At 50.6% G+C, this 19,478-nt stretch carries 20 protein-coding genes; 6 read left to right on the top strand and 14 right to left on the bottom strand.

Going from position 1 to position 19,478, the window contains the following annotated elements; genetic code table 11:
- Positions 1-12 precede the first annotated feature (12 nt).
- Both ACSVDI_RS03860 and ACSVDI_RS03855 read right to left on the bottom strand, forming a co-directional pair.
- Positions 13-1,041 (bottom strand): LacI family DNA-binding transcriptional regulator, encoded by a 1,029-nt coding sequence (locus tag ACSVDI_RS03860; RefSeq protein WP_457944883.1) that lies wholly within the window; start codon positions 1,039-1,041, stop codon positions 13-15.
- Between the two features lie 664 nt (positions 1,042-1,705).
- The gene (locus ACSVDI_RS03855) at positions 1,706-2,032 is read right to left on the bottom strand and encodes a DUF1292 domain-containing protein (RefSeq protein ID WP_457944881.1); all 327 of its coding nucleotides are present in this window, start codon (positions 2,030-2,032) and stop codon (positions 1,706-1,708) included.
- A gap of 784 nt (positions 2,033-2,816) precedes the next feature.
- On the opposite strand from ACSVDI_RS03855, the gene trxB reads away from it, so the two are divergent.
- The gene (trxB, locus tag ACSVDI_RS03850; protein ID WP_457944879.1) at positions 2,817-3,749 is read left to right on the top strand and encodes a thioredoxin-disulfide reductase; all 933 of its coding nucleotides are present in this window, start codon (positions 2,817-2,819) and stop codon (positions 3,747-3,749) included.
- A gap of 312 nt (positions 3,750-4,061) precedes the next feature.
- On the top strand, positions 4,062-5,387 hold the full coding sequence (locus tag ACSVDI_RS03845) for an MATE family efflux transporter (protein ID WP_457944877.1): 1,326 nt from the start codon (positions 4,062-4,064) through the stop codon (positions 5,385-5,387).
- A 95-nt stretch (positions 5,388-5,482) separates the two neighbouring features.
- On the opposite strand, the gene ACSVDI_RS03840 is transcribed toward ACSVDI_RS03845, so the two are convergent.
- The 4 genes from ACSVDI_RS03840 to ACSVDI_RS03825 form a co-directional block, all read right to left on the bottom strand.
- Positions 5,483-5,686 (bottom strand): hypothetical protein, encoded by a 204-nt coding sequence (locus ACSVDI_RS03840; RefSeq protein WP_457944876.1) that lies wholly within the window; start codon positions 5,684-5,686, stop codon positions 5,483-5,485.
- Between the two features lie 108 nt (positions 5,687-5,794).
- Entirely contained in the window at positions 5,795-6,121 is a 327-nt protein-coding gene (locus ACSVDI_RS03835) for a GNAT family N-acetyltransferase (RefSeq protein ID WP_457944874.1), read from the bottom strand.
- Between the two features lie 58 nt (positions 6,122-6,179).
- Positions 6,180-6,455 (bottom strand): late competence development ComFB family protein, encoded by a 276-nt coding sequence (locus tag ACSVDI_RS03830; RefSeq protein WP_457944873.1) that lies wholly within the window; start codon positions 6,453-6,455, stop codon positions 6,180-6,182.
- 175 nt (positions 6,456-6,630) lie between these two features.
- Positions 6,631-6,834 carry a DUF378 domain-containing protein gene (locus tag ACSVDI_RS03825; RefSeq protein WP_457944872.1) on the bottom strand — a complete coding sequence of 68 codons (204 nt, stop codon included), beginning with the start codon at positions 6,832-6,834 and terminating at the stop codon, positions 6,631-6,633.
- Positions 6,835-7,088: 254 nt separating this feature from the next.
- Here ACSVDI_RS03825 and ACSVDI_RS03820 point away from each other — a divergent pair, with 254 nt between their 5' ends.
- Both ACSVDI_RS03820 and ACSVDI_RS03815 read left to right on the top strand, forming a co-directional pair.
- A complete protein-coding gene (locus tag ACSVDI_RS03820; protein ID WP_457944871.1) occupies positions 7,089-8,378 on the top strand; it encodes a class II aldolase/adducin family protein in 1,290 nt (429 codons plus the stop codon).
- A 191-nt stretch (positions 8,379-8,569) separates the two neighbouring features.
- Positions 8,570-9,451, top strand: a complete 882-nt coding sequence (locus tag ACSVDI_RS03815; protein ID WP_457944870.1) for a DegV family protein — start codon at positions 8,570-8,572, stop codon at positions 9,449-9,451.
- Positions 9,452-9,532: 81 nt separating this feature from the next.
- On the opposite strand, the gene ruvX is transcribed toward ACSVDI_RS03815, so the two are convergent.
- From ruvX to ACSVDI_RS03780, 7 genes are all read right to left on the bottom strand, one after another.
- Positions 9,533-9,952 (bottom strand): Holliday junction resolvase RuvX, encoded by a 420-nt coding sequence (gene ruvX / locus ACSVDI_RS03810; RefSeq protein ID WP_457944869.1) that lies wholly within the window; start codon positions 9,950-9,952, stop codon positions 9,533-9,535.
- A gap of 52 nt (positions 9,953-10,004) precedes the next feature.
- On the bottom strand, positions 10,005-10,667 hold the full coding sequence (locus ACSVDI_RS03805) for a histidine phosphatase family protein (RefSeq protein WP_457944868.1): 663 nt from the start codon (positions 10,665-10,667) through the stop codon (positions 10,005-10,007).
- A 46-nt stretch (positions 10,668-10,713) separates the two neighbouring features.
- The gene (locus tag ACSVDI_RS03800) at positions 10,714-11,625 is read right to left on the bottom strand and encodes a dihydroorotate dehydrogenase (protein ID WP_457944867.1); all 912 of its coding nucleotides are present in this window, start codon (positions 11,623-11,625) and stop codon (positions 10,714-10,716) included.
- Positions 11,626-11,629: 4 nt separating this feature from the next.
- Positions 11,630-12,412 (bottom strand): dihydroorotate dehydrogenase electron transfer subunit, encoded by a 783-nt coding sequence (locus ACSVDI_RS03795; RefSeq protein ID WP_457944866.1) that lies wholly within the window; start codon positions 12,410-12,412, stop codon positions 11,630-11,632.
- A 25-nt stretch (positions 12,413-12,437) separates the two neighbouring features.
- The gene (gene pyrF / locus ACSVDI_RS03790; RefSeq protein WP_457944865.1) at positions 12,438-13,370 is read right to left on the bottom strand and encodes an orotidine-5'-phosphate decarboxylase; all 933 of its coding nucleotides are present in this window, start codon (positions 13,368-13,370) and stop codon (positions 12,438-12,440) included.
- Positions 13,371-13,427: 57 nt separating this feature from the next.
- Positions 13,428-14,723 (bottom strand): dihydroorotase, encoded by a 1,296-nt coding sequence (locus ACSVDI_RS03785; RefSeq protein WP_457944864.1) that lies wholly within the window; start codon positions 14,721-14,723, stop codon positions 13,428-13,430.
- 160 nt (positions 14,724-14,883) lie between these two features.
- Positions 14,884-15,642 (bottom strand): ElyC/SanA/YdcF family protein, encoded by a 759-nt coding sequence (locus tag ACSVDI_RS03780; protein WP_457944863.1) that lies wholly within the window; start codon positions 15,640-15,642, stop codon positions 14,884-14,886.
- A 269-nt stretch (positions 15,643-15,911) separates the two neighbouring features.
- Between ACSVDI_RS03780 and serC the strand changes: the two genes are divergently transcribed.
- Positions 15,912-16,997: a 3-phosphoserine/phosphohydroxythreonine transaminase gene (serC, locus tag ACSVDI_RS03775; protein ID WP_457944862.1), complete on the top strand. Its 1,086-nt coding sequence runs from the start codon at positions 15,912-15,914 to the stop codon at positions 16,995-16,997.
- A 32-nt stretch (positions 16,998-17,029) separates the two neighbouring features.
- Positions 17,030-18,196: a phosphoglycerate dehydrogenase gene (locus ACSVDI_RS03770; RefSeq protein WP_457944861.1), complete on the top strand. Its 1,167-nt coding sequence runs from the start codon at positions 17,030-17,032 to the stop codon at positions 18,194-18,196.
- A 99-nt stretch (positions 18,197-18,295) separates the two neighbouring features.
- On the opposite strand, the gene nagA is transcribed toward ACSVDI_RS03770, so the two are convergent.
- The gene (gene nagA / locus ACSVDI_RS03765) at positions 18,296-19,432 is read right to left on the bottom strand and encodes an N-acetylglucosamine-6-phosphate deacetylase (protein ID WP_457944860.1); all 1,137 of its coding nucleotides are present in this window, start codon (positions 19,430-19,432) and stop codon (positions 18,296-18,298) included.
- Between the last annotated feature and the right edge of the window lie 46 nt (positions 19,433-19,478).

Below are 19,478 nucleotides of genomic sequence, written 5' to 3'. Positions count from 1 at the left end.
ATTGGTACCCAATTAAAACAGGTTTTCCTGAATCTTAATGACATTGTCGGTAAATACGGTGCCGTCTTTAGGAATTACCCCTTCGATAAAATAATTGAACAAAAGCTTTACGGCGCGGTACCCCTGCTGGTACGGCTCCTGACAAATCGTGGCGTCGATGGTCCCGCTTTGAATTGCCTCCCGTGTAGCGGGAACGTCGTCCACGGCGATCAACCGCAGTTTTTTCGCGAGGTCCAGCTCCTCCACCGCCCGGCAGACACCTGCGACGCCGGCCGCGGTAATGTATATGCTGTTAATAGTAAGGTTTGCCTGCAGGATTTCTTTGGTATAGCGGTATGCCGTGTCGTCGTCATCCTGGCTTTCCACAATATCCGCAACGGAAATTCTAAGGTTCTTTTCTTTGATGGCGCTGCTGAAGCCCTGAATGCGTTGGTTGTGGCCCTGCATTTTCAGCGAACCGGTTACAATCAGGGTATTCCCCGTTTCACCGAGCATCAGCGACAGCATTCCGGCAGCAGTTTGGCCGCTTTTCAGGTAATTGCATCCCACATAAAACAGGCGTGTGGTTCCCCTTACGTCGGAGTTGACCGTTACAACCGGCAAGCCCGCCTTTCCAAATTCATTGATTTTGGCAGAAACCGAAGGCACGTCAACCGTGGTCAGGCAGAGCGCGTCCACACCTTTCCCCGCCAGGTTCTCCATTGCCTCCAGATGTGTTTGGGCATCGTAGCCTTTTATCATCTGTATTTCCAGCGAAAGGCCGTAATCAGAATATTCCCGCTCCGCGGCGCGCATTCCGGAAATGACGTCGTCAAAAAACGGATTATCGATTCCCGGGAGAAGACACCCGATGTGGTATGGTTTTTTTCTGGCCGCCAGTGCTTTTCCTGCACGGTTGGGCTTATAGCCGAAATCTTCGGCAATTTTCCGCACGCGCAATTCCACTTCTCGGTTGACCCCGCCGCGGCAGTTCAGCACGCGGTCAACGGTTCCTCTAGAAACATTGGCCATTTTAGCGATTTCCCGAATGGTAATTGACATGGTTCACTTCCAAACTTTTGAGCCGTTTCTTTATTGTTTAATATAGATAAAAAAGCAATATTCCATATAAAAATATTGTCTTTATCGTCTGAATTTGAAATTTCGTGCCCGGGCACATTCTTTCTGATATTAAGTATATTCTGATTTTAGCGGAAGTCAATCTTCTGTTTCCATTTCTCAATTTCTGATAAATAAGCTTCCCGGATTCTAGTGAAAGTGGATAAAAATTAGCGGAAAATTTCCGTGCATTGTGCATTGTGGAAGCACTGCAATATAAATGCTCATTCCTTTTACAGCACTCCCAAAAAAGCAAAAATGCCTGCAGGTTATGATGAGACCCCCAGACAATTTTTTTCGGTTAGGCGTGTGTGTTTAAACCCGCCGACTGATTGTATATATTATTGATTAATTATGTATATGAAAAAAGGGAGGCGAAACGCCTCCCGCATGTTTTGTTAATAGATCCCGCCTGGCCGTAATGTGCTGATATACCCTGCCTTTCAAAGCAGGTGGGTGCCGCCCAATGGTTTCATACTCCCTTCGTCCGGCAAAAGCCGGGAGGTCTGAAGTCCGCCACCGGAGCTAAGCTCCCTATTATTATCTGTAGGGTTATTCATGCACGGTCCGCGCACCAGGCAGGGTGCAGACAAAACTCCGATTCAGTTTAATCCTCGTCGTCCGAATCGATGTCGTCCTCATCGTAATCATCGTCGTACAGTTCTTCAAAACGGCTTTCGAACTGTGCGGCAAGTTTATCTAGAAGAGCTTCATCCTCAATTTCAGCAAGCTGCTGTTCGCCGTCTTCTTCGATCGCTTCAAAAATATAATAAGTACCTTGGGATTGAACCTTCTCCTCGGGAGTTTCAAAAGTCGGAAGCAATGCATAGAAGCAACCGTCTTCATTCTCTATAACGTCCAGAATTTCGAATTCGTGCTCTTTTCCTTCCTCATCCACGAGGGTCAGTAAATCGGCGCCGTAATCATCGTTCATTGGGATCAGCTCCTCACGATTAAATTCACTTTGTTTTCCGTGTTCTCATTGTAACCTTTCGCGGCCTTTAAGTCAACAGGAAAATCGCTCTAGAAAATATTATATAAAAATTTTTAAAAAATATAAGAAGAAAATGTTGACAAGTTACATATTATTTCTTATAATATAGACAGAAAGAGAGAAAAAAGGAAATCAAAAAGGCGCCAGAGGTTGTGTGACCGATAAGTTGCTACCAAACCAAGCAAAGCAACGCTGAGTAGGGCGCCAAAAAATTCCCTCCAAAGTTCCCCTTGATTAATGTTTCAGCAGAAAGGAATGAGTCCAATGGGCCAGTCAGACGAGGCGTCAAGCCAGCAGTTGTTCCCTGTTGGGCGCAGCTGCGAAAAGTGAAGTGCTTTTTATAACTTTGAAAACATTAATAAATAGAAAGGATTGAGTCCAAAGCAGACAGCATGTGTGTCGATCTGAAGCATCCCGGTTTTTCCTTGTGAAAAGGATTTCGGAAAGGGGTGGGTCCAAAGTTTCGTCCACATACTCCGAAAATTATAAAATAATTGGTGATTCCAATGTTTTAATTGAAAATCCACAATGAAATACATGATTGATAAGAATGGGCTTCGGCATTTGCCGAAGCCCTGTTTTTGTCAGGGACCGAAACCAAACCGGCAATAAAAAATCAGTTGTAAAATTCATCAATTTGGGGTATCATATTTTTGAAAACTGTTATAATCAATTTAGTTTTATACAATATAATTTATCGCAATCAATTTAGGAGGATTAAAGGATGAGCCAAAGCTTTGATGTAATTATTATCGGAGGCGGCCCCGCGGGGTACACAGCAGCTCTTTACTGCGGCCGCGCGGCTTTAAAAACATTGTTGCTGGAATCATACGCTCCGGGTGGGCAAATGGGGACCACCGATATGGTAGATAACTACCCTGGCTTCCCCCAAGGAGTGGGCGGCTTTGACCTGGCGACCGAAATGCGCAAACAGGCGGAGCGTTTTGGGGCTCAAAGCATGTTTCAGAAAGTAACAGAAATTGATTTGGAATCCAATCCCAAAAAGATAACTACAGAAGACGGCACACAGTATGAAGCGGGTGTTGTCATCGCGGCTACCGGCGCTTCGCCGAGGGAATTGGGCCTTGCCCGCGAAAAAGAGCTCCGCGGGAAGGGGGTTTCCTACTGCGCAACCTGCGACGGGGCCTTTTACCGCGGAAAAACTGTGGTTGTGGTCGGTGGGGGCGATACCGCTGCATCCGATGCCGTCCTCTTATCTAAAATATGCAAAAAAGTTTATTTGGTGCATCGGCGGGACAGCCTGCGTGCCTCAAAAGCCTATTTAAAGCCGTTGGAAAGTGCCGGAAATGTGGAATTTGTCTGGGATTCCGCCGTTCAGGAAATTCTTGGAGAAAACAAAGTCAGCGGTATTACCGTGCATAATAAAAAGACCGGCGCCGACCGCACCATCGACTGCGACGGCATATTTGTGGCGGTCGGTCACACACCGAACACCTCTCTATTCCAGGGAACGCTGGTCCTGAGCGGAGCCGGTTACATTCTGGCCGATGAAACAACCAAAACCAATATCCCCGGCGTTTTTGCGGCGGGCGATGTGCGTGAAAAAGCGCTTCGCCAAATTGTAACCGCCGTTTCGGATGGAGCGGTGGCGGCTACCATGGCTGAAAAATATTTAAGCGGTCTTGCCGAAGCATAATATTCTCTCTTCCGGCGAAAGTTTTAAGCTCTTATAAAAAATAATTATTTGTAGTGAAAGGAGTTGGCTATTCTGCCAATTCCTTTTGTTTGCTTATTTTTCTTACGCCCACCATTGAAAATTGTGCTAGAATAAGATTCAGAAATCGTTACGAATCTCATCAAGTCAAATTGAATGGAATCAATGATCCGTAATTTTACGACAATGTTAATAGCAATTAATAGAAATAAATAAAGATGTGATAATGTGACACTCGCAAATGTAAAATCAAACCTGAACGTTTTTTTCAATAAACATTTTTCCGGCGAGTCCATGAATTACAAAACGGTCATCAGTATTATCATTCCGATTCTCGTGGACCAGTCTTTCGTGGTATGCATGAATCTGCTGAACACGGCGATGATCAGTTCCTCCGGGGTCTCCGCGGTCAGCGCGGTGAACATGGTGGACTCCCTGAATATTTTTCTGGTCAATGTGTTTATTGCCGTTTCAACCGGCGGAACGGTTGTGGTTGCACAATACAAAGGCAGCGGGAACGGCCCGATGGTGTCGAAGGCGGCGGCCGGTTCAATTACATCCGTCTTTCTTCTGGCCCTTGCCATCAGCCTTACGATTATCGGCCTGCACAACAATGTATTGGATCTGCTGTTCGGCAAAGCGGAGGCGGCCGTGCTAACTAACGCCAGAATCTACATAATCGGAAGCGCCTCCTCCTACTGCGGCATTGCCGTGGAAGAAGCTGTGTGCGGCGCACTGCGCGGTGTGGGTGAAACAAAGTCTTCCCTCACCTTATCCCTCATTATGAACGGCATCTATGTGCTTTTGAACTTTCTGTTCATCAACACCCTGCACATGGGCGTTTACGGCATGATTACTTCCATGAATATCTCGCGTTATTTTGCCGCCGTCTGTGCAATCATTTATCTGATAAAACGAAATACCTCCCTGGATTTTCATTTACGCAATCTTCTGACGTTTGACCTTTCCATGCTCAAGCGCATTATGTTTATCGGGATTCCGTTTGCTGCGGAGCAAATGTTTTTTAACGGCGGGAAAATTTTGACGCAGACCTTTATTGTCAGCCTTGGCACTTACGCCATGGCAACGAACGCAATCTGCAACTCTATCGCCCAGCTGTTTCAAATCCCGGCGAACGCGCTTTCGCTCTCCGTCGTTACCGTGGTCGGCCAATGCATGGGCAAGCGAAACATTAAAGACGCGCGCAAATTTATCAAATCATTTATTTTTCTTTCCAGCTTTTCCTTTATGGTTATGTTCGCGCTAATTATGCCGTTTTATCGGCCTTTGGTTTCCTTGTTCCACCCACCGGAAGAAATCATTCCCACAATTTTTATTATTCTGATCATTAACGCGATTGCACAAATTCCGCTGTGGTCCGCAAGCTTTATCACCCCTTCTGCGCTGCGTGCCGCGGGGGATTCCAAATTTACCTCCATGGTTTCCATGCTTTCCATGTGGTTGTTCCGTGTGGTGCTTGGGTACATTTTAGGAATCCTGCTCCCGTTCGGAATAGTGGGGGTATGGGTGGCTATGGACTGCGAATGGGGCGTGCGCGCCACCATTTTCCTGCTGAGATACAAAGGTAAAAAGTGGTATCAGCATCATCTGATTGACTGAGCACACTGATTACGCAGATTCGGCAAAAAGGGCGCCCCGGCTATTTTCAGCCGGGACGCCCCTTAACTCATACTTTCATTCTGTGTCATTCTCGTTTAATCGCTGGAAAGAAGCTCATAGTCAAAGAAAAAGTGGTCAAACAAATCCTGTGGAATGGGCTTTTTCACAATAAAGATGGCAGAACGCACTGTCTGGCCTTCCATGTCATAAGAATAAACCGCGCCGTCCACCGACGCCAGAAAAAAGTCATAACACCATTTGCGGGACTCCCCGTCTTTCGACCAGACTTTGTAAAGCATTTTTCTTGCTCACCACCCGAATTTTATTATAAGTTTAATATATCATTCAGGATTATTCAAGTTGTTTTTTGCAAAGAATTCTTGTTTGAAGTAAATTTTTACCGCATATTAGAGTACACGCGGCGATTCGGGTATGAGTTCGGTGGGCTCGGCCAGAACATCCGCAGCTTCCGGGTGGTTTTGAAACCATTTTTGCGCATAGGAGCAGGTCACATAAGCTTTCTTATGTTCTCTGCGCAGCTTTGCGACCGCAGCTTCGACCAGCTTTGAGGCGACCCCCTGACCGCGCAGGGAATCATCCACAAACGTGTGGTTGATTTCTACCAACTGCACCGGACTTTCCGTGTTGGAACGGTTTGGAAACGAGATGGAGGCAACCGGGGTTCCGCTCCCGTTCACTGCATAAATTCGATTGGGCTGTTCGATAAAGTCCATTGTCGCAACCGTCCTTTCTAAAATATGCCGCCGCATACCGTCAAGCGTGCTATGTACCCTATTGGTCTTCGCTTTCCTGATTATGGCGTGGATTTTCCGAAACAATTTTCGCAGCCTGGTAGATCGCATTGATTAAGTCGGTTTCATATTGAATGGAAAGCGTGTCCAGCTTAGAATAGACCTGCCCTTTGTAGGACGCCACATATTTCGGTGGAAGCCGGTTCAGCGCGTAAGACACCAGATCCATCCGGCATTTTTCACATTTGCAGCAATCCAGCTGATCGATCAGTTCATCCAGTTTCTCCAGGACCAAATTTTCCATATAATTTTTCAATACAATCTCCACATTGATCACGTTCTTTCCATCTGTTTTTTCCCAAGATATCGTCATCTCAAGTATATTGCCAGATTCCTCTTTTGTAAATAGAATTTATAAATTTCTTAAGCCAAAATGGGACAAAACAAGAAAGAAAGAAAGAAAGAGGCCCCTCCGTATGGAAGGGCCCACGTCAATCGTTTGCGGCTTCTGTGTCACGAAACAGTAATGTGATGCACCAAATCGAGGCCAGCGCCACAAGAATATAAACAATTCGGCTGCCGATTGCGGTCTGTCCTCCGAAAATCCATGCCACAACATCAAAATTGAAGATTCCGATACAGCCCCAGTTCAAGCCTCCAATAATTGATAGTATTAAAGCAATTTTATCCATCATAGACATGCCCTCCTTTTGGGAATTATTTTATCCGCCTGTGCACATAATTATACCAACTGTTTTTCACCCGATTTTTAAAACCGGTCTACCCCGCATTTCTTTCTAGAGGACCGTCTTCATTTTTGGGAGAATCGGTTGAATCTCACGGCAGGAATGATATAATGATAAGCAAATAAAGAAAAATACTTCTTATTTCGGATACCGCTCAGGGCGCTGCGGCAGCCGAAATTTCAGCAACGAAACGAGGTAAAAAAATGAATTTCAATTTACTCCATCCAGCCGATCAGCTTATTTTGATTATGGAGCGCATTTATAACTACGGCATGACCACCACCTCCGGCGGAAATCTGTCCATTCTCGATGACAACGGTGACATTTGGATTACGCCCGGCGGCGTGGACAAGGGTTCCCTGACCCGGAACGACATCATTCAGGTTAAGCCGGACGGAACAATCATCGGAAAGTATAATCCTTCCAGCGAATTCCCGTTCCATAAATTGATTTACCAAACCCGACCGGACATTAAAGCCGTTCTGCACGCCCACCCGCCCGCTCTGGTTGCATTCAGCATTGTTCGCAAGCTGCCAAATACCCGCCTGTTCCCCAACGTAGAGCTGGTATGCGGTAAAATCGGCATGGCAGAGTACGGCCTGCCAGGCAGTACCGAGTTGGGAGAAAAAATTGCGGCGGTCTTCCGCAAAGGGTTTCGCTCCGTTGTACTGGAAAACCATGGTGTTGTAGTCGGCGGAGCAAGCCTGCTGGACGCTTTCAAATCGTTTGAAACGCTGGACTTCTGCGCCCGCCTGGATATTCAGGCTAGAAGCATTGGCAAAACCATTTCCCTGACGGATGCCGACATGGAACTGAGCAAAAACGAACGCAATGCAGATATGCCGGAGTTTACGCCGAACGGATACAGCAGCGCGGAGCGCGATGCACGTCGGGTTATGTGCAATCTGATCCACCGCGCGTATGACCAAAATCTTTTTACCAGTACAGAGGGTACTTTTTCCTGCAGGCTGGAGGACGGTTCTTTCCTCATCACCCCTTACGAAAAAGACCGCAAATATTTGGATCCGGAGGATTTGGTCCGCATTGAGAACGGCCGCAAGGAAGCCGGTAAAATTCCAAGCCGCTCGGTAATGCTGCACAAAGCGATTTACGAAAAGCATCCCCACATCAACTCCGTCCTCATCGCCCATGCGCCGAACATCATGGCGTTCTGCGTAACTGACCAGAATTTTGATTCCAAAACCATTCCGGAAAGCTACATTCTGCTGCGCAACATTCCCAAGCTGCCCTACGGCTCTGTCTTTATGAATCCCGAACAGGTGGCGGAACAGTTTGTTCCCTCCACGCCGATTGTCATGGTTAAAAACGACTGCGTCATTGTAACCGGAAACAACCTGCTTAATGCGTTCGACCGGCTTGAAGTGGCAGAATACAGCGCAAAGGCGGTAATTTCCTCCAGACAGCTGGGCGATATCGTAACCATCGACGACCAGAAAATACGCAGTTTGGAAGAAGCGTTCCATCTAGAATAAACACGCCGGTCTTGTGCATACCGATGCCATAGACAAATCCTTCTTTTTCCTTTATAATTTATTTATAATGAAGCCATAAAAAAGAAAATACTATGCCGACGGCCGGAAAGGGCTTTTCGGCATTTCCGGGCGGCAGCAGCCGAACTGAGGGGGGCAGCTGCCGCCAGTCATTCTGAAAAGGAGCGGTTTTCATGAGCAGCACGAAACCATATAAAATTTTTACCGATTCCACCTGTGACCTTCCTCCAAAATTGGTGGAGGAACTGGATATTGAAGTAATCCCCATGAACTTTTCCATTGGCGGAAAGACCTACAACAACTATCCGGACGAACGGGAAATGTCATCCCATGAATTTTACGAACGTCTGCGCGCCGGCGAGGATTCTACAACCAACCAGCTCGCTCCCATTACGTTTGCTGAGTGTTTCGAACCCATTCTGAAAAACGGCGAAGACGTTCTGTATATTGCCTTCTCCTCCGGCCTGAGCGGAACCTACAGCAATGCGGTTCTAACTGCAAACGAGCTGAATGAAAAATACGAACATAAGCTGCACGTGGTGGATTCCCTTGGGGCTTCCATGGGGCAGGGACTGTTGGTGTACCACGCCGCGAAAAAGCGCGACGAAGGACTGAGCATCGACGAATTATGCCGCTGGGTGGAAGCAAACCGCAACCGCCTTGCGCACTGGTTTACCGTGGACGACTTAAATCACCTGAAGCGCGGCGGACGGGTTTCCGGCACAGCTGCGCTGGTGGGTACCATGTTGGGAATTAAACCCGTGCTGCATGTGGACAACGAAGGGCACCTGATTCCGATGGAAAAAATACGCGGGCGCCGTCAGTCTTTGGACACGCTGGTAAAACACATGGAGCTTGCGGTAGAGCATCCGGAAGAGCAGATTATCTTTATCAGCCATGGGGACAGCTTGGAAGATGCACAATACGTGGCAGAACAGGTCAAACGCAAATTTCCTGTCAAGGGTATTGAAATTAATCCGATTGGCCCAGTCATCGGCGCTCACTCCGGTCCCGGCACGGTGGCTTTGTTTTACCTTGGAAAAAGTAAAGACTAAAAAGCTTCTTATAAAAATGAACAGAAAAAATACGTGTGTGAAAAGGAAAATTTGATTCACACACGCGTTTTTTATGGTTTTTTATCGGTGATTTCTGCGGTAATCGAGGTAATCCTGCAGGATAACAGTTGCGGCAACCGCATCCACCGCGGCCTTCCGCTTTTTCCCACGCACATTGGTTTCGTTCAGAAAACCGTGCGCGGTAATGGTGGTGCCGCGTTCGTCCCGCATTTCTACTGGAACCGAGACCAACTCCTGCAGCTGCTGCGCAAAAGCACGGGCCGCCTGCGCGCTTGGCCCTTCGCTGCCGTCCATATTGCGCGGCAGACCCACCACAATGCCGCCAACCTCGTGCTGCCGCGCCTGTTCCGCAATCTGCCCAGCCAGGCGTTCCCGGCTGCGTTCCTGAAGAACCCCGGCCGGGTATGCCAGTGTTTCCGCCTCGTCGCACAAAGCCAAGCCCGTGCGCACCAGACCTAAATCCACTGCCAGTATCTTCATTCGTATTTCACCCTTTCGCGGCAGACCGCTGAAACATTTCTAAAAAGCGTTCTTATGCATCCTCGCGCTTCCACCAGGTTTGATGCATGAAAATCGAGGTTTCTGGCGTCAGATGGGAAGCGTCGTTCATCAGGACTACCTTGCTGTTCATATCCTCATCAAAATCGATGATGCTGATGGCAGTGTTGTCACACCAGTCCACATCGTTCAGGCGTTCCACCGGCCAGCCCTGCGCACGGCACAGGAAGTTCCGGATGGCACACCCGTGCGAGGCAATGCAAACCATCTTGTCCCGATTAGCGCGCACAATATCCGTTACGCCGTCCCAGATGCGGTCGTACACCTCGCGCATGGATTCCCCGTCTTTCGGCGCAAATTCATACGGACGATGGTACCACGCATCCGCCTGCTCCGCGTCCAGCACGGGGAGCTCCGACCATGACTTTCCCTCCCACACGCCGCCGTTAATTTCAATCAGGCGGTTGTCAATCCGAATGGGAAGCCGATGATATCGGTTTATGGCTTCTGCCGTAAGGCGTGCACGTTTCAGTGGACTGGAATAAATCGCCTCAATTGGCATATTGCGGCAGCGTATGGACAAAAGCTCCAGCTGCGTTGCCCCGTTTCCGCTGATTTCACAATCGGTATGTCCCTGAAAAATGCTGTCTGTATTTCCTTGTGCCTCACAGTGACGCACCAACAGAATTCGTGTCATTGTCAAACCTCCATTCACGCTTCTCTTCGGACTCTGTTTTTTTATTTTACCACGGGCATACTCTTCCGGTCAAATCCGATACGGAAGAAATCCCGTTGTAATCCAGATATTGGTTTAGGCCGTCCAGTATTTTTACCGGCGCGTACGGGTCCGTAAAAAACACAGTGCCAATTTGCAAGGCGGAAGCCCCCGCGAGCAAAAGCTCCACCGCATCTTCCCATTTTGAGATTCCGCCCATGCCGACAATCGGGATTTTTACCCGCTGTGCCGCCTGCCAAACCATGCGCACGGCAATGGGCAGCAGCGCTGGGCCGGAAAGCCCGCCGGTGTTGTTGCGCAGCACCGGCCGGCGAGTGCGGATGTCGATGCGCATCCCGGTCAGCGTATTAATCATAGAGATTGCGTCCGCCCCAGCGCTTTCCGCCGCGGCGGCAATCTCCCCGATATCGCTGACATTCGGGGAAAGTTTCACCATCAGGGGCTTTTTGCAGAAACGGCGCACCTGCGCGGTGATATCCTCCACCCCGGCGCAGCTGGTACCGAACTGAACCCCGCCCTGTTTCACATTAGGGCAGGAAATATTCAGTTCCACCATATCCACCGCGGTGTCCGAAAGCTTTTCCGCCATACGGCAGTAATCCTCCGGCGTATTACCCGCAATATTCGCGATAACGACCGTCCCCTGCTTTTGAAGCCAGGGAAGGTCTTCTTTTATAAAATGATCCACACCGGGGTTCTGCAGCCCCACGGCGTTCAGCATTCCGCCGGGTGTTTCCGTCACGCGCGGCGGCGGATTGCCGGGGCGTTCCGCCAGCGTAATGCCCTTGCAGGAAATTCCGCCCAAAGTGCTGAGGGGATAAAATTCGGCATACTCACGCCCGAACCCAAAAGTCCCCGACGCCGCAATCAGAGGATTTTGAAATGGGACCCCGGCGATGGTTACTTTTAAATCTGCCATGTGCTCAGTCCTCCCACACAATATCGTGCGCGCGAAATACCGGCCCGTCTTTGCAGACATGGCCGTAATATTCCCCGCCGTCTTCCCGGCGGAGCTTTACCGCGCAGCCGAGGCAGGCACCCACGCCGCACGCCATGCGCTGTTCCATGGAAACCTGGCACGGAACGCCCAGGCGCTCCGCCGCACGGCTGACCGCTTTCAGCATTGGGGCGGGGCCGCAGGCAAACACCTCTTCAAAAGCGAAGTGTTCCGCTGCAAGTGCTTCCATGCAGTCCGTCACCAGGCCGTGGTGCCCCAGCGAACCGTCGTCCGTTGCAATCTGCACCCGATTGCCGTTTCGCTCAAAATCTTCTTTCAAAATGACGGCTTCCCGGCTGCGAAAGCCGAGCACAACCGCCGCGTTTTCTCCAAACGGCTTTGCCGCTTCCAGCAGCGGCGGCACCCCAATGCCCCCGCCGACAAACAGCACCTTTCGCCCGGTATTTCCGAGGGAAAAGCCCCTGCCAAGCGGAGCCAGCAAATCTATGGAATCACCGCAGTTCAGCGCGGCAAGCTGCGCCGTGCCTTCGCCGCGGACCTGAAACACTAGACGCAGTGTATTCGCCGCGCGGTCGATTCCGCAGATGGAAATCGGGCGGCGCAGGGTGTGACCCGGCACCAAAACATGGACAAATTGCCCCGGTTTGGCAAGCAGCGCCAGTTTCCCCGCGTCAACCGTAACATCATAAATATCCACTGTCAGCTGCTGCTTTTCCAGAATGCGGCACGACCCGGTATCGTATTTCATGTGCTTCTCCATCCTTTCGCCGCCGTCAGACCCGAATTGAGCCGATTTCCGCCCTGATTTCATCCCGCATGCGCACGGCTTCGCGCGCCGCCGCTTTGGCGTAATCCTGCTGAGCCGCACCGGTTTTCTGCCAGGCGCAGAGAATGGAGCGGGACGCGTTCACCACCGCGCCGCAGCCGTTGGCGTCAAACGCCGGGGCAACATCTTTTGCCGCGCCGCCCTGCGCACCGTAACCCGGCACCAGAAAGAACGTGTGCGGCAGCTTTACGCGCAGCTCCCCGAGCTGCTGCGGATAGGTGGCGCCCACTACGGCCCCCACGCCGGAATACCCATGGCGGCCCGGCAGGGCTTGGCCCCAATGTTCGCAGAGCTCGCCCATGGCCGCGTACAGCGAGCCGCCCTGCTCCAGCATCCGGTCCTGCAGCTCCCCGGAAGACGGATTCGAGGTTTTGACCAATACGAAGATGCCTTTATCCTCCTGCTCACAGGTTTTCAGCAATGGATTGACGCCGTCGGAACCAAGATACGCGTTTACCGTCAGCGCGTCTCCTCCGAACGGAACGCAGTTTGTTTGCCCAACCGCAACACTGCCCAAATGGGCCGCTGCGTAAGCCTCCATGGTGGTGCCAATGTCGTTGCGCTTGCCGTCGGTAATAACGAACATGCCCTTTTTGTGCGCATACGCAATCGTATCGTGCAGGGCTTTTACACCCGGCCAGCCGTACATCTCATAATAAGCACACTGGGGCTTTACCGCCGGAACAATCCCGCAGAGTTCATCGATTAAGCCCTTGTTGAACTCCAGCAGGGCGGCGGCGGCACCTTTCAGCGTTTCCCCGTACTGCTGAAATGCGGCGCTTTTGATGAAAGCGGGAATATAATCCAGCTTGGGGTCAAGCCCCGCCACGGTGGGGTTTTGCAGCTCCGCAATTTTTTCAATCAGTCTGTCCAGCGACATCGTCATTCCTCCAATTTTTATAATCTTTATAAAACAGTTTTTACTGTGGAACTAAAACTATTTTACCTGCTTGTCCTGCGGTTCATCCCGGTAAACGATTTTTCCCTGGCATATCGTCAGCTTCACCTTTCCGGTCAGCATCCGATTCTTCAGCGCCGCGTTTCGGCTCTTCCCGTGCAGGCGGGCAGTATCGACCGTCCAACGTTCCTCCGGGGCAAACAAAACCAAGTCGGCAGGAGCCCCCTGCGACAGAGTCCCCGCCGGAATGCCGAGCAGCTGGGCGGGCGTGGTGCTCATTTTTTGAATCAACTCGCCCAGGGTCAAGAACCCCGGCTGAACCAGAAACGTAATGCCGGCGGCAAGGCTGGTTTCCATGCCGATGCTTCCGTTGGGCGCGGACAGAAAATCCGCCTTTTCTTCGGGCGTGTGGGGTGCGTGGTCGGTCGCAATCAGGTCAATCGTTCCGTCCCGAATTCCCTGAATAACTGCCAACCGGTCTTCCTCTGTGCGAAGGGGCGGGCTCATGCGGTAATCCGCGTCCCGCTTTCTCAGTTCCTGCTCCGTCAGGGCAAAATAATGCGGCGCTGTTTCGGCCGTAACCGGAACGCCCCGCCGTTTTGCGTCACGAATCAGTTCCACCGAAGTTTTGGTACTGACATGACAAATATGAACTGGAACACTATAAGCCGCTGCAAGGGCAATTTCACGCGCTGTGCCGCAGTCTTCCGCCGCAGCGGGAACCCCCCGCACGCCGAGCTGAGCGGACACTTGCCCCTCGTTCAGCTTTCCACCTTGAGATAAAAACAAATCTTCACAATGGGACATCACGTGCAGCCCCAATTCGGCGGCCTGACGCATAGCGTTCGCCATGAACGCCGTATTTTCAACCGGCCTGCCGTCGTCGCTCAGCGCGATGGCTCCCGCTTCCTTCAGTGCACGGTAATCAGCCGGCTCTTCGCTTTTCAGGCCTTTTGTAATGGCAGCGGCCACATAAACACGGGCATCGGCTTGTTCGGCCTTTTTTAGAATATAATGAACCGTTTCCGGGGTATCCACCGCCGGATTCGTATTCGGCATGCACAGCAGACTGGTCACCCCGCCCGCCGCCGCCGCGCGGCACCCGGTCAAAATATCTTCCTTTTCCGTAAACCCCGGGTCGCGAAGATGCACATGGGCATCTACCAGTCCGGGAGCGGCAACCAAGCCTTGTGCCGGCACCAGTTGTGCAGATTCACAGGCAATTTTCCCGCCGATTCGGGCAATCTTCCCCTCCTGAATAAGGATATCACCAATCTCATCGCAGCTGTTGGAAGGGTCAAGATACCGGGCTCCTTTCAGCAAAAGAGTTTCCATCGTGCGCCTCCCTTTTCTCAATAGGTTAACAAATTATAATTCTAATCAAGAAACTATTTTTCGGGCATTTTTTCTATTATAACCGCGCGGGAAGAGCTTGTCCATAAGAAATTCCTGTATCTAGCGGTTTTCGGCAGGTTTCACAGTCGAATGAAAAAAGTTAGGAAAAAATAAGATACTTCGTCAGCGCAAGCAGTTCGCGCGCATAACAGGCAGAAAAAATGTACCACGGCGTATGCGCTTGCACGGAATAAGGCTGTGCGCCGAGCTTTCGAGCAATGCAGCCGGCGCGGTACTGGTGGTATTCATCCGTTACAATCGCAAGATTCCGGCTCATACCCTTTTGGTCTATTAGAGCCAGCGCATTCTGTAAATTTTCCTGTGTGGTGGTGGAGCGGTCCTCCATTAGAATGCGGGAGGATTCAATCCCCATATTCACCAGCGTCCGTTTCATGACGACGGCTTCCGTTTCCAGTTCTCCGGCACCCTGCCCGCCGCTGACGATGCAGGCAGTGCCGGGGTGTGCGGTCATCCAGTCCTTCGCGGCTTGAATACGCGCCATCAGATCTGCGCTGGGAACATGCCCACTGACTTTACTGCCCAGCACCACCACCGTGGCATCCTGCGGAGGGACAGCGGAAGCACCGAAAAATATCAGTCCCGTCAGCACTGCGCACCAGACCATGCCCGCGCTGAACAGAATTCCGACGGTTCGGCAGAACATGCGCCATCCGCGCGAACTGTCACACGCTTTTCGGATGGCGGGCCAGAACAGGCATCCTAGCAAAAGTACCCCGCATACCGCCAACCCGAAAAAACTGCCGATGTTGCGCACCCCCCAGCCAAACGGAATGCAAAACCAGATGATGCCGGCAACGGCAAGCATCCCCAAAACCAAACGAATCAGACGACTTTTCATGGCAGCCTCCCGGTTTACTCGTTGTGTACAAACGCTAAAGAATCTTATTTTTCATTATAGCACAAAACAGCCGTTGAAGAGTCATTCGGAAGCTGTTTTGCAAATCAGTTCCCTTTCGGTGGAAAAACGATTTTTTCACAGCAGAAAATTCCGTATCCATCCGGCTTTTTATGGATAAAACAACAAATCGAAAGCTTTGAAATTTGTTGACTTTAATAAGCTAAAGCAATATAATTAATTTATTAATATTATTGTGGAGGTTGCACCGAATGAAACGCGTTTATAACTTTTCCGCAGGTCCTTCAATGCTGCCTGAACCGGTTCTTCGCCGCGCAGCGGATGAAATGCTGGATTACCAGGGCAGTGGACAGTCCGTAATGGAAATGTCCCATCGATCTAAAATTTATGAGGGAATTATCAGTTCTGCGGAAAGTCTTCTCCGTGAAGTTATGAACATCCCTGACAATTACAAAGTGTTGTTTTTACAGGGAGGCGCTTCCTCTCAATTTGCCATGGTTCCGCTGAACCTCATGACAAAAAACAACAAGGCGGACTTCGTTCTGACCGGCCAATGGGCCACCAAAGCTTACAAGGAAGCGGCGCGTTACGGCACTGCCAACGTAGTCGCCTCCTCAAAAGATAAAACGTTCACCTACATTCCGGAACTGGACCCGTCCACCTTTTCGAAAGATGCGGACTATTTCCATATCTGCATGAACAACACCATCTACGGCACCCGCTTTACGAAGCTGCCGGAAACAGGCGACGTTCCGCTGGTGGCGGACGTTTCCTCCTACATTTTGAGCGAACCGATTGACGTGAGCAAATTCGGCGTTCTGTACGCGGGTGCACAGAAAAACATGGCGCCGGCCGGCCTGACCGTCGTAATTATCCGGGAAGACCTGATTGGCCATGCCATGGATATTACCCCCACTATGCTGAACTACCAGACACACGCGGACAACGGCTCCATGTTCAACACCCCGCCCTGCTACACGATTTACATATGCATGCTTGTGCTGGATTGGTTGAAAAACACCATCGGCGGGCTGGAAGAAATGAAAAAAATCAATGAAAAGAAGGCCGGCATCCTATATGACTTTTTGGATCACTCCAAACTGTTCCACGGAACCGTTGTGGCCAAGGACCGCTCTTTGATGAATGTTACGTTTGTTACTGAAAGCGAAGAACTAAACGCAAAATTTGTAAAGGAAGCTGCGGAAAATGGTTTTGTCAACCTAAAGGGCCACCGCACCGTTGGTGGAATGCGTGCTTCCATTTACAACGCAATGCCGGTGGAAGGCGTGGAAAAACTGGCTGCCTTCATGGAAGATTTTGAAAAGAAGAATGGATAACAAAACGGGCTTTTGGGAAAGGTGGTATGAAAATGTATCAGATTCGTTATTTAAATAAAATTTCCCCCGTCGGCACAAGCCGTTTTAACGACAACTACCACTGCGGGGAAGACGTGAATAACCCCGACGCCATTATGGTTCGTTCCGCTTCCATGCATGAAATGGAGCTGCCAAAAAATCTGCTCGCCATTGCGCGTGCCGGTGCAGGTGTCAATAATATTCCGATCGACAAATGCTCCGAACAAGGGATTGTTGTTTTCAACACCCCGGGCGCCAACGCAAACGCTGTGAAAGAGCTGGTCCTTGCCGGACTGTTCCTCACCTCCCGAAAAGTTGTGCCCGCCATTGAATGGGCAAAAACGCTGAAGGGCAAGGGCGACGAAGTCGGCAAGTTAGTAGAAAAAGGAAAGAGCGCATTTGTTGGCCCCGAAATTGCCGGAAAAACACTTGGCGTTATTGGCCTTGGCGCAATCGGAATTCTGGTTGCCAACGCGGCGAAGAGCCTTGGCATGGAGGTTTACGGCTATGACCCGTACCTTTCCGTAGAAGCCGCATGGGGACTTTCCCGCTCCGTTCACCACGCCCGTACGCTCGATGAAATTTTTGCCGTGAGCGACTATGTTACCGTTCATGTTCCGCTTACCCCGGATACCAAATACATGATTAATGCCGAATCCATCGCGAAGATGAAGGACGGCGTGCGTGTGCTGAACTTTGCACGCGGCGAACTCGTAAACTCCGCCGATATTCTGGCTGCACTCGCTTCCGGAAAGGTTTCCGCCTATGCGACCGATTTCCCGAACGATGACGTGATAGGTGTAGAAGGAGTCATCGCCATCCCGCATCTGGGCGCTTCCACGCCGGAATCGGAAGACAACTGTGCCAGCATGGCTGCTTCTGAACTGATTGATTATCTGGAAAACGGCAACATTCGCAATTCCGTAAACCTGCCCTCCATTTCCATGCCGCGCGACTGCTCCTGCGCGCGAATCTGCATCATACACCGCAACGTGCCCAACACCATCAGCCGCCTGTCCGGTGCGCTGGCAGAGAAGGGAATCAACATTGAAAACATGCAGAGCAAGTCGAAAAAGGATTATGCCTACACCATATTGGACGTAACCGGAGAGCTGCAAGATTCCACGGCAGCCAACATAGAAAAGCTGCCGGAAATCATTAAGGTAAGAATTATTAAGTAAAATATTTTGATACCCCCCTTATTGCAAAAGAGAGAGCTGCAAATGAGTTGAAACTCATTTGCAGCTCTCTCTTGATTTATGTTCGATTTCGATGCTTCATCAGCGGTTATCCACAGCAAGTTTTCCGTGCACAAACACCATTTTGATATTCCAGTCGGAATCCAATACGACCAAATCAGCGTACTTTCCTACGCGGATGCTGCCAATTTGATCTTCCATATGGATTTCTTTCGCCGGGTTGATTGTGACGGACTTAATTGCCTGACGGAAAGGAACCCCCCAGCTCAGCAAGTTTTTCAATTCCTGATGAAGATTGGTTGTGGAACCGGCAATGGTACCGTCCGCCAGTCTTGCCTGACCGTCCTTTACAAACACTTCCTGACCGCCCAGCGTATAGGTACCGTCCGGCTGACCGGCCGCCCGCATAGAATCGCTGACCACGACGCTCCGGTTTTCCCCCAGCGCCGCAAAGGTAACGCGCACCACCGCCGGATGAATATGGAATCCATCGCAGATAACCTCTGCGCGCACACGCTCGTCATCCAGAACCGCACCGACGGTTCCGGGCGCGCGGTGCGACATTCCTGGCATCGCGTTGTAAAGGTGCGTCACATGGGTAGCGCCAAGGTCAAATGCGTGCTTTGCCGTCTCGTAGTTCGCCTCGGTATGTGCGATGGAAACCGTGCATAATTTGGAGGCGTTCCGAATCATCTCATCGCCGCCCTCGCACTCCGGCGCAACGTCAACCAGCTTAATAATCCTTCCGCTCTGCTCGTAATACTCCCGGAACTCCTGAAAACTCGGTGCCTTCACATGTTCGCCCGCCTGAGCTCCCTTTTTATGGATATTGATGTATGGGCCTTCCATATTCACTCCGACAATGCGTGCTCCCTCCGGCGGCTGTTCCATGCACTTGCGCACTGTTTGAAGGGACTCCAGAATACCGTCGCGCGAAATGGTCATGGTGGTCGGACAGAAAGAAGTCACGCCCTTGGTTACCAGGTGCGCGCACATTTTGGCCAAACCGGCAGCATCTGCATCGCAGGTATCCGAACCAACACAGCCATGAATATGGATATCCACAAATCCAGGCACCAGCGTATAGCCTGACAAATCCACTGTATCGTTCCCGGACAGGCCGGGAGCCATTTCAGAAATCCGCTCGCCCGTAATCGCAACATCTGTGGAAACCCGGTTAAAGCTGTCATCCATAACAGAAGCATTTTTTAATATCATAAGTCAGACCTCAATTCTGAAAATATTATCCATAATTTCATTATAA

Source organism: Caproiciproducens sp. LBM24188, assembly GCF_054130445.1.
The sequence above is the reverse complement of the archived record's forward strand: the minus strand, read 5'-3'. Positions and strand labels throughout refer to the sequence as shown.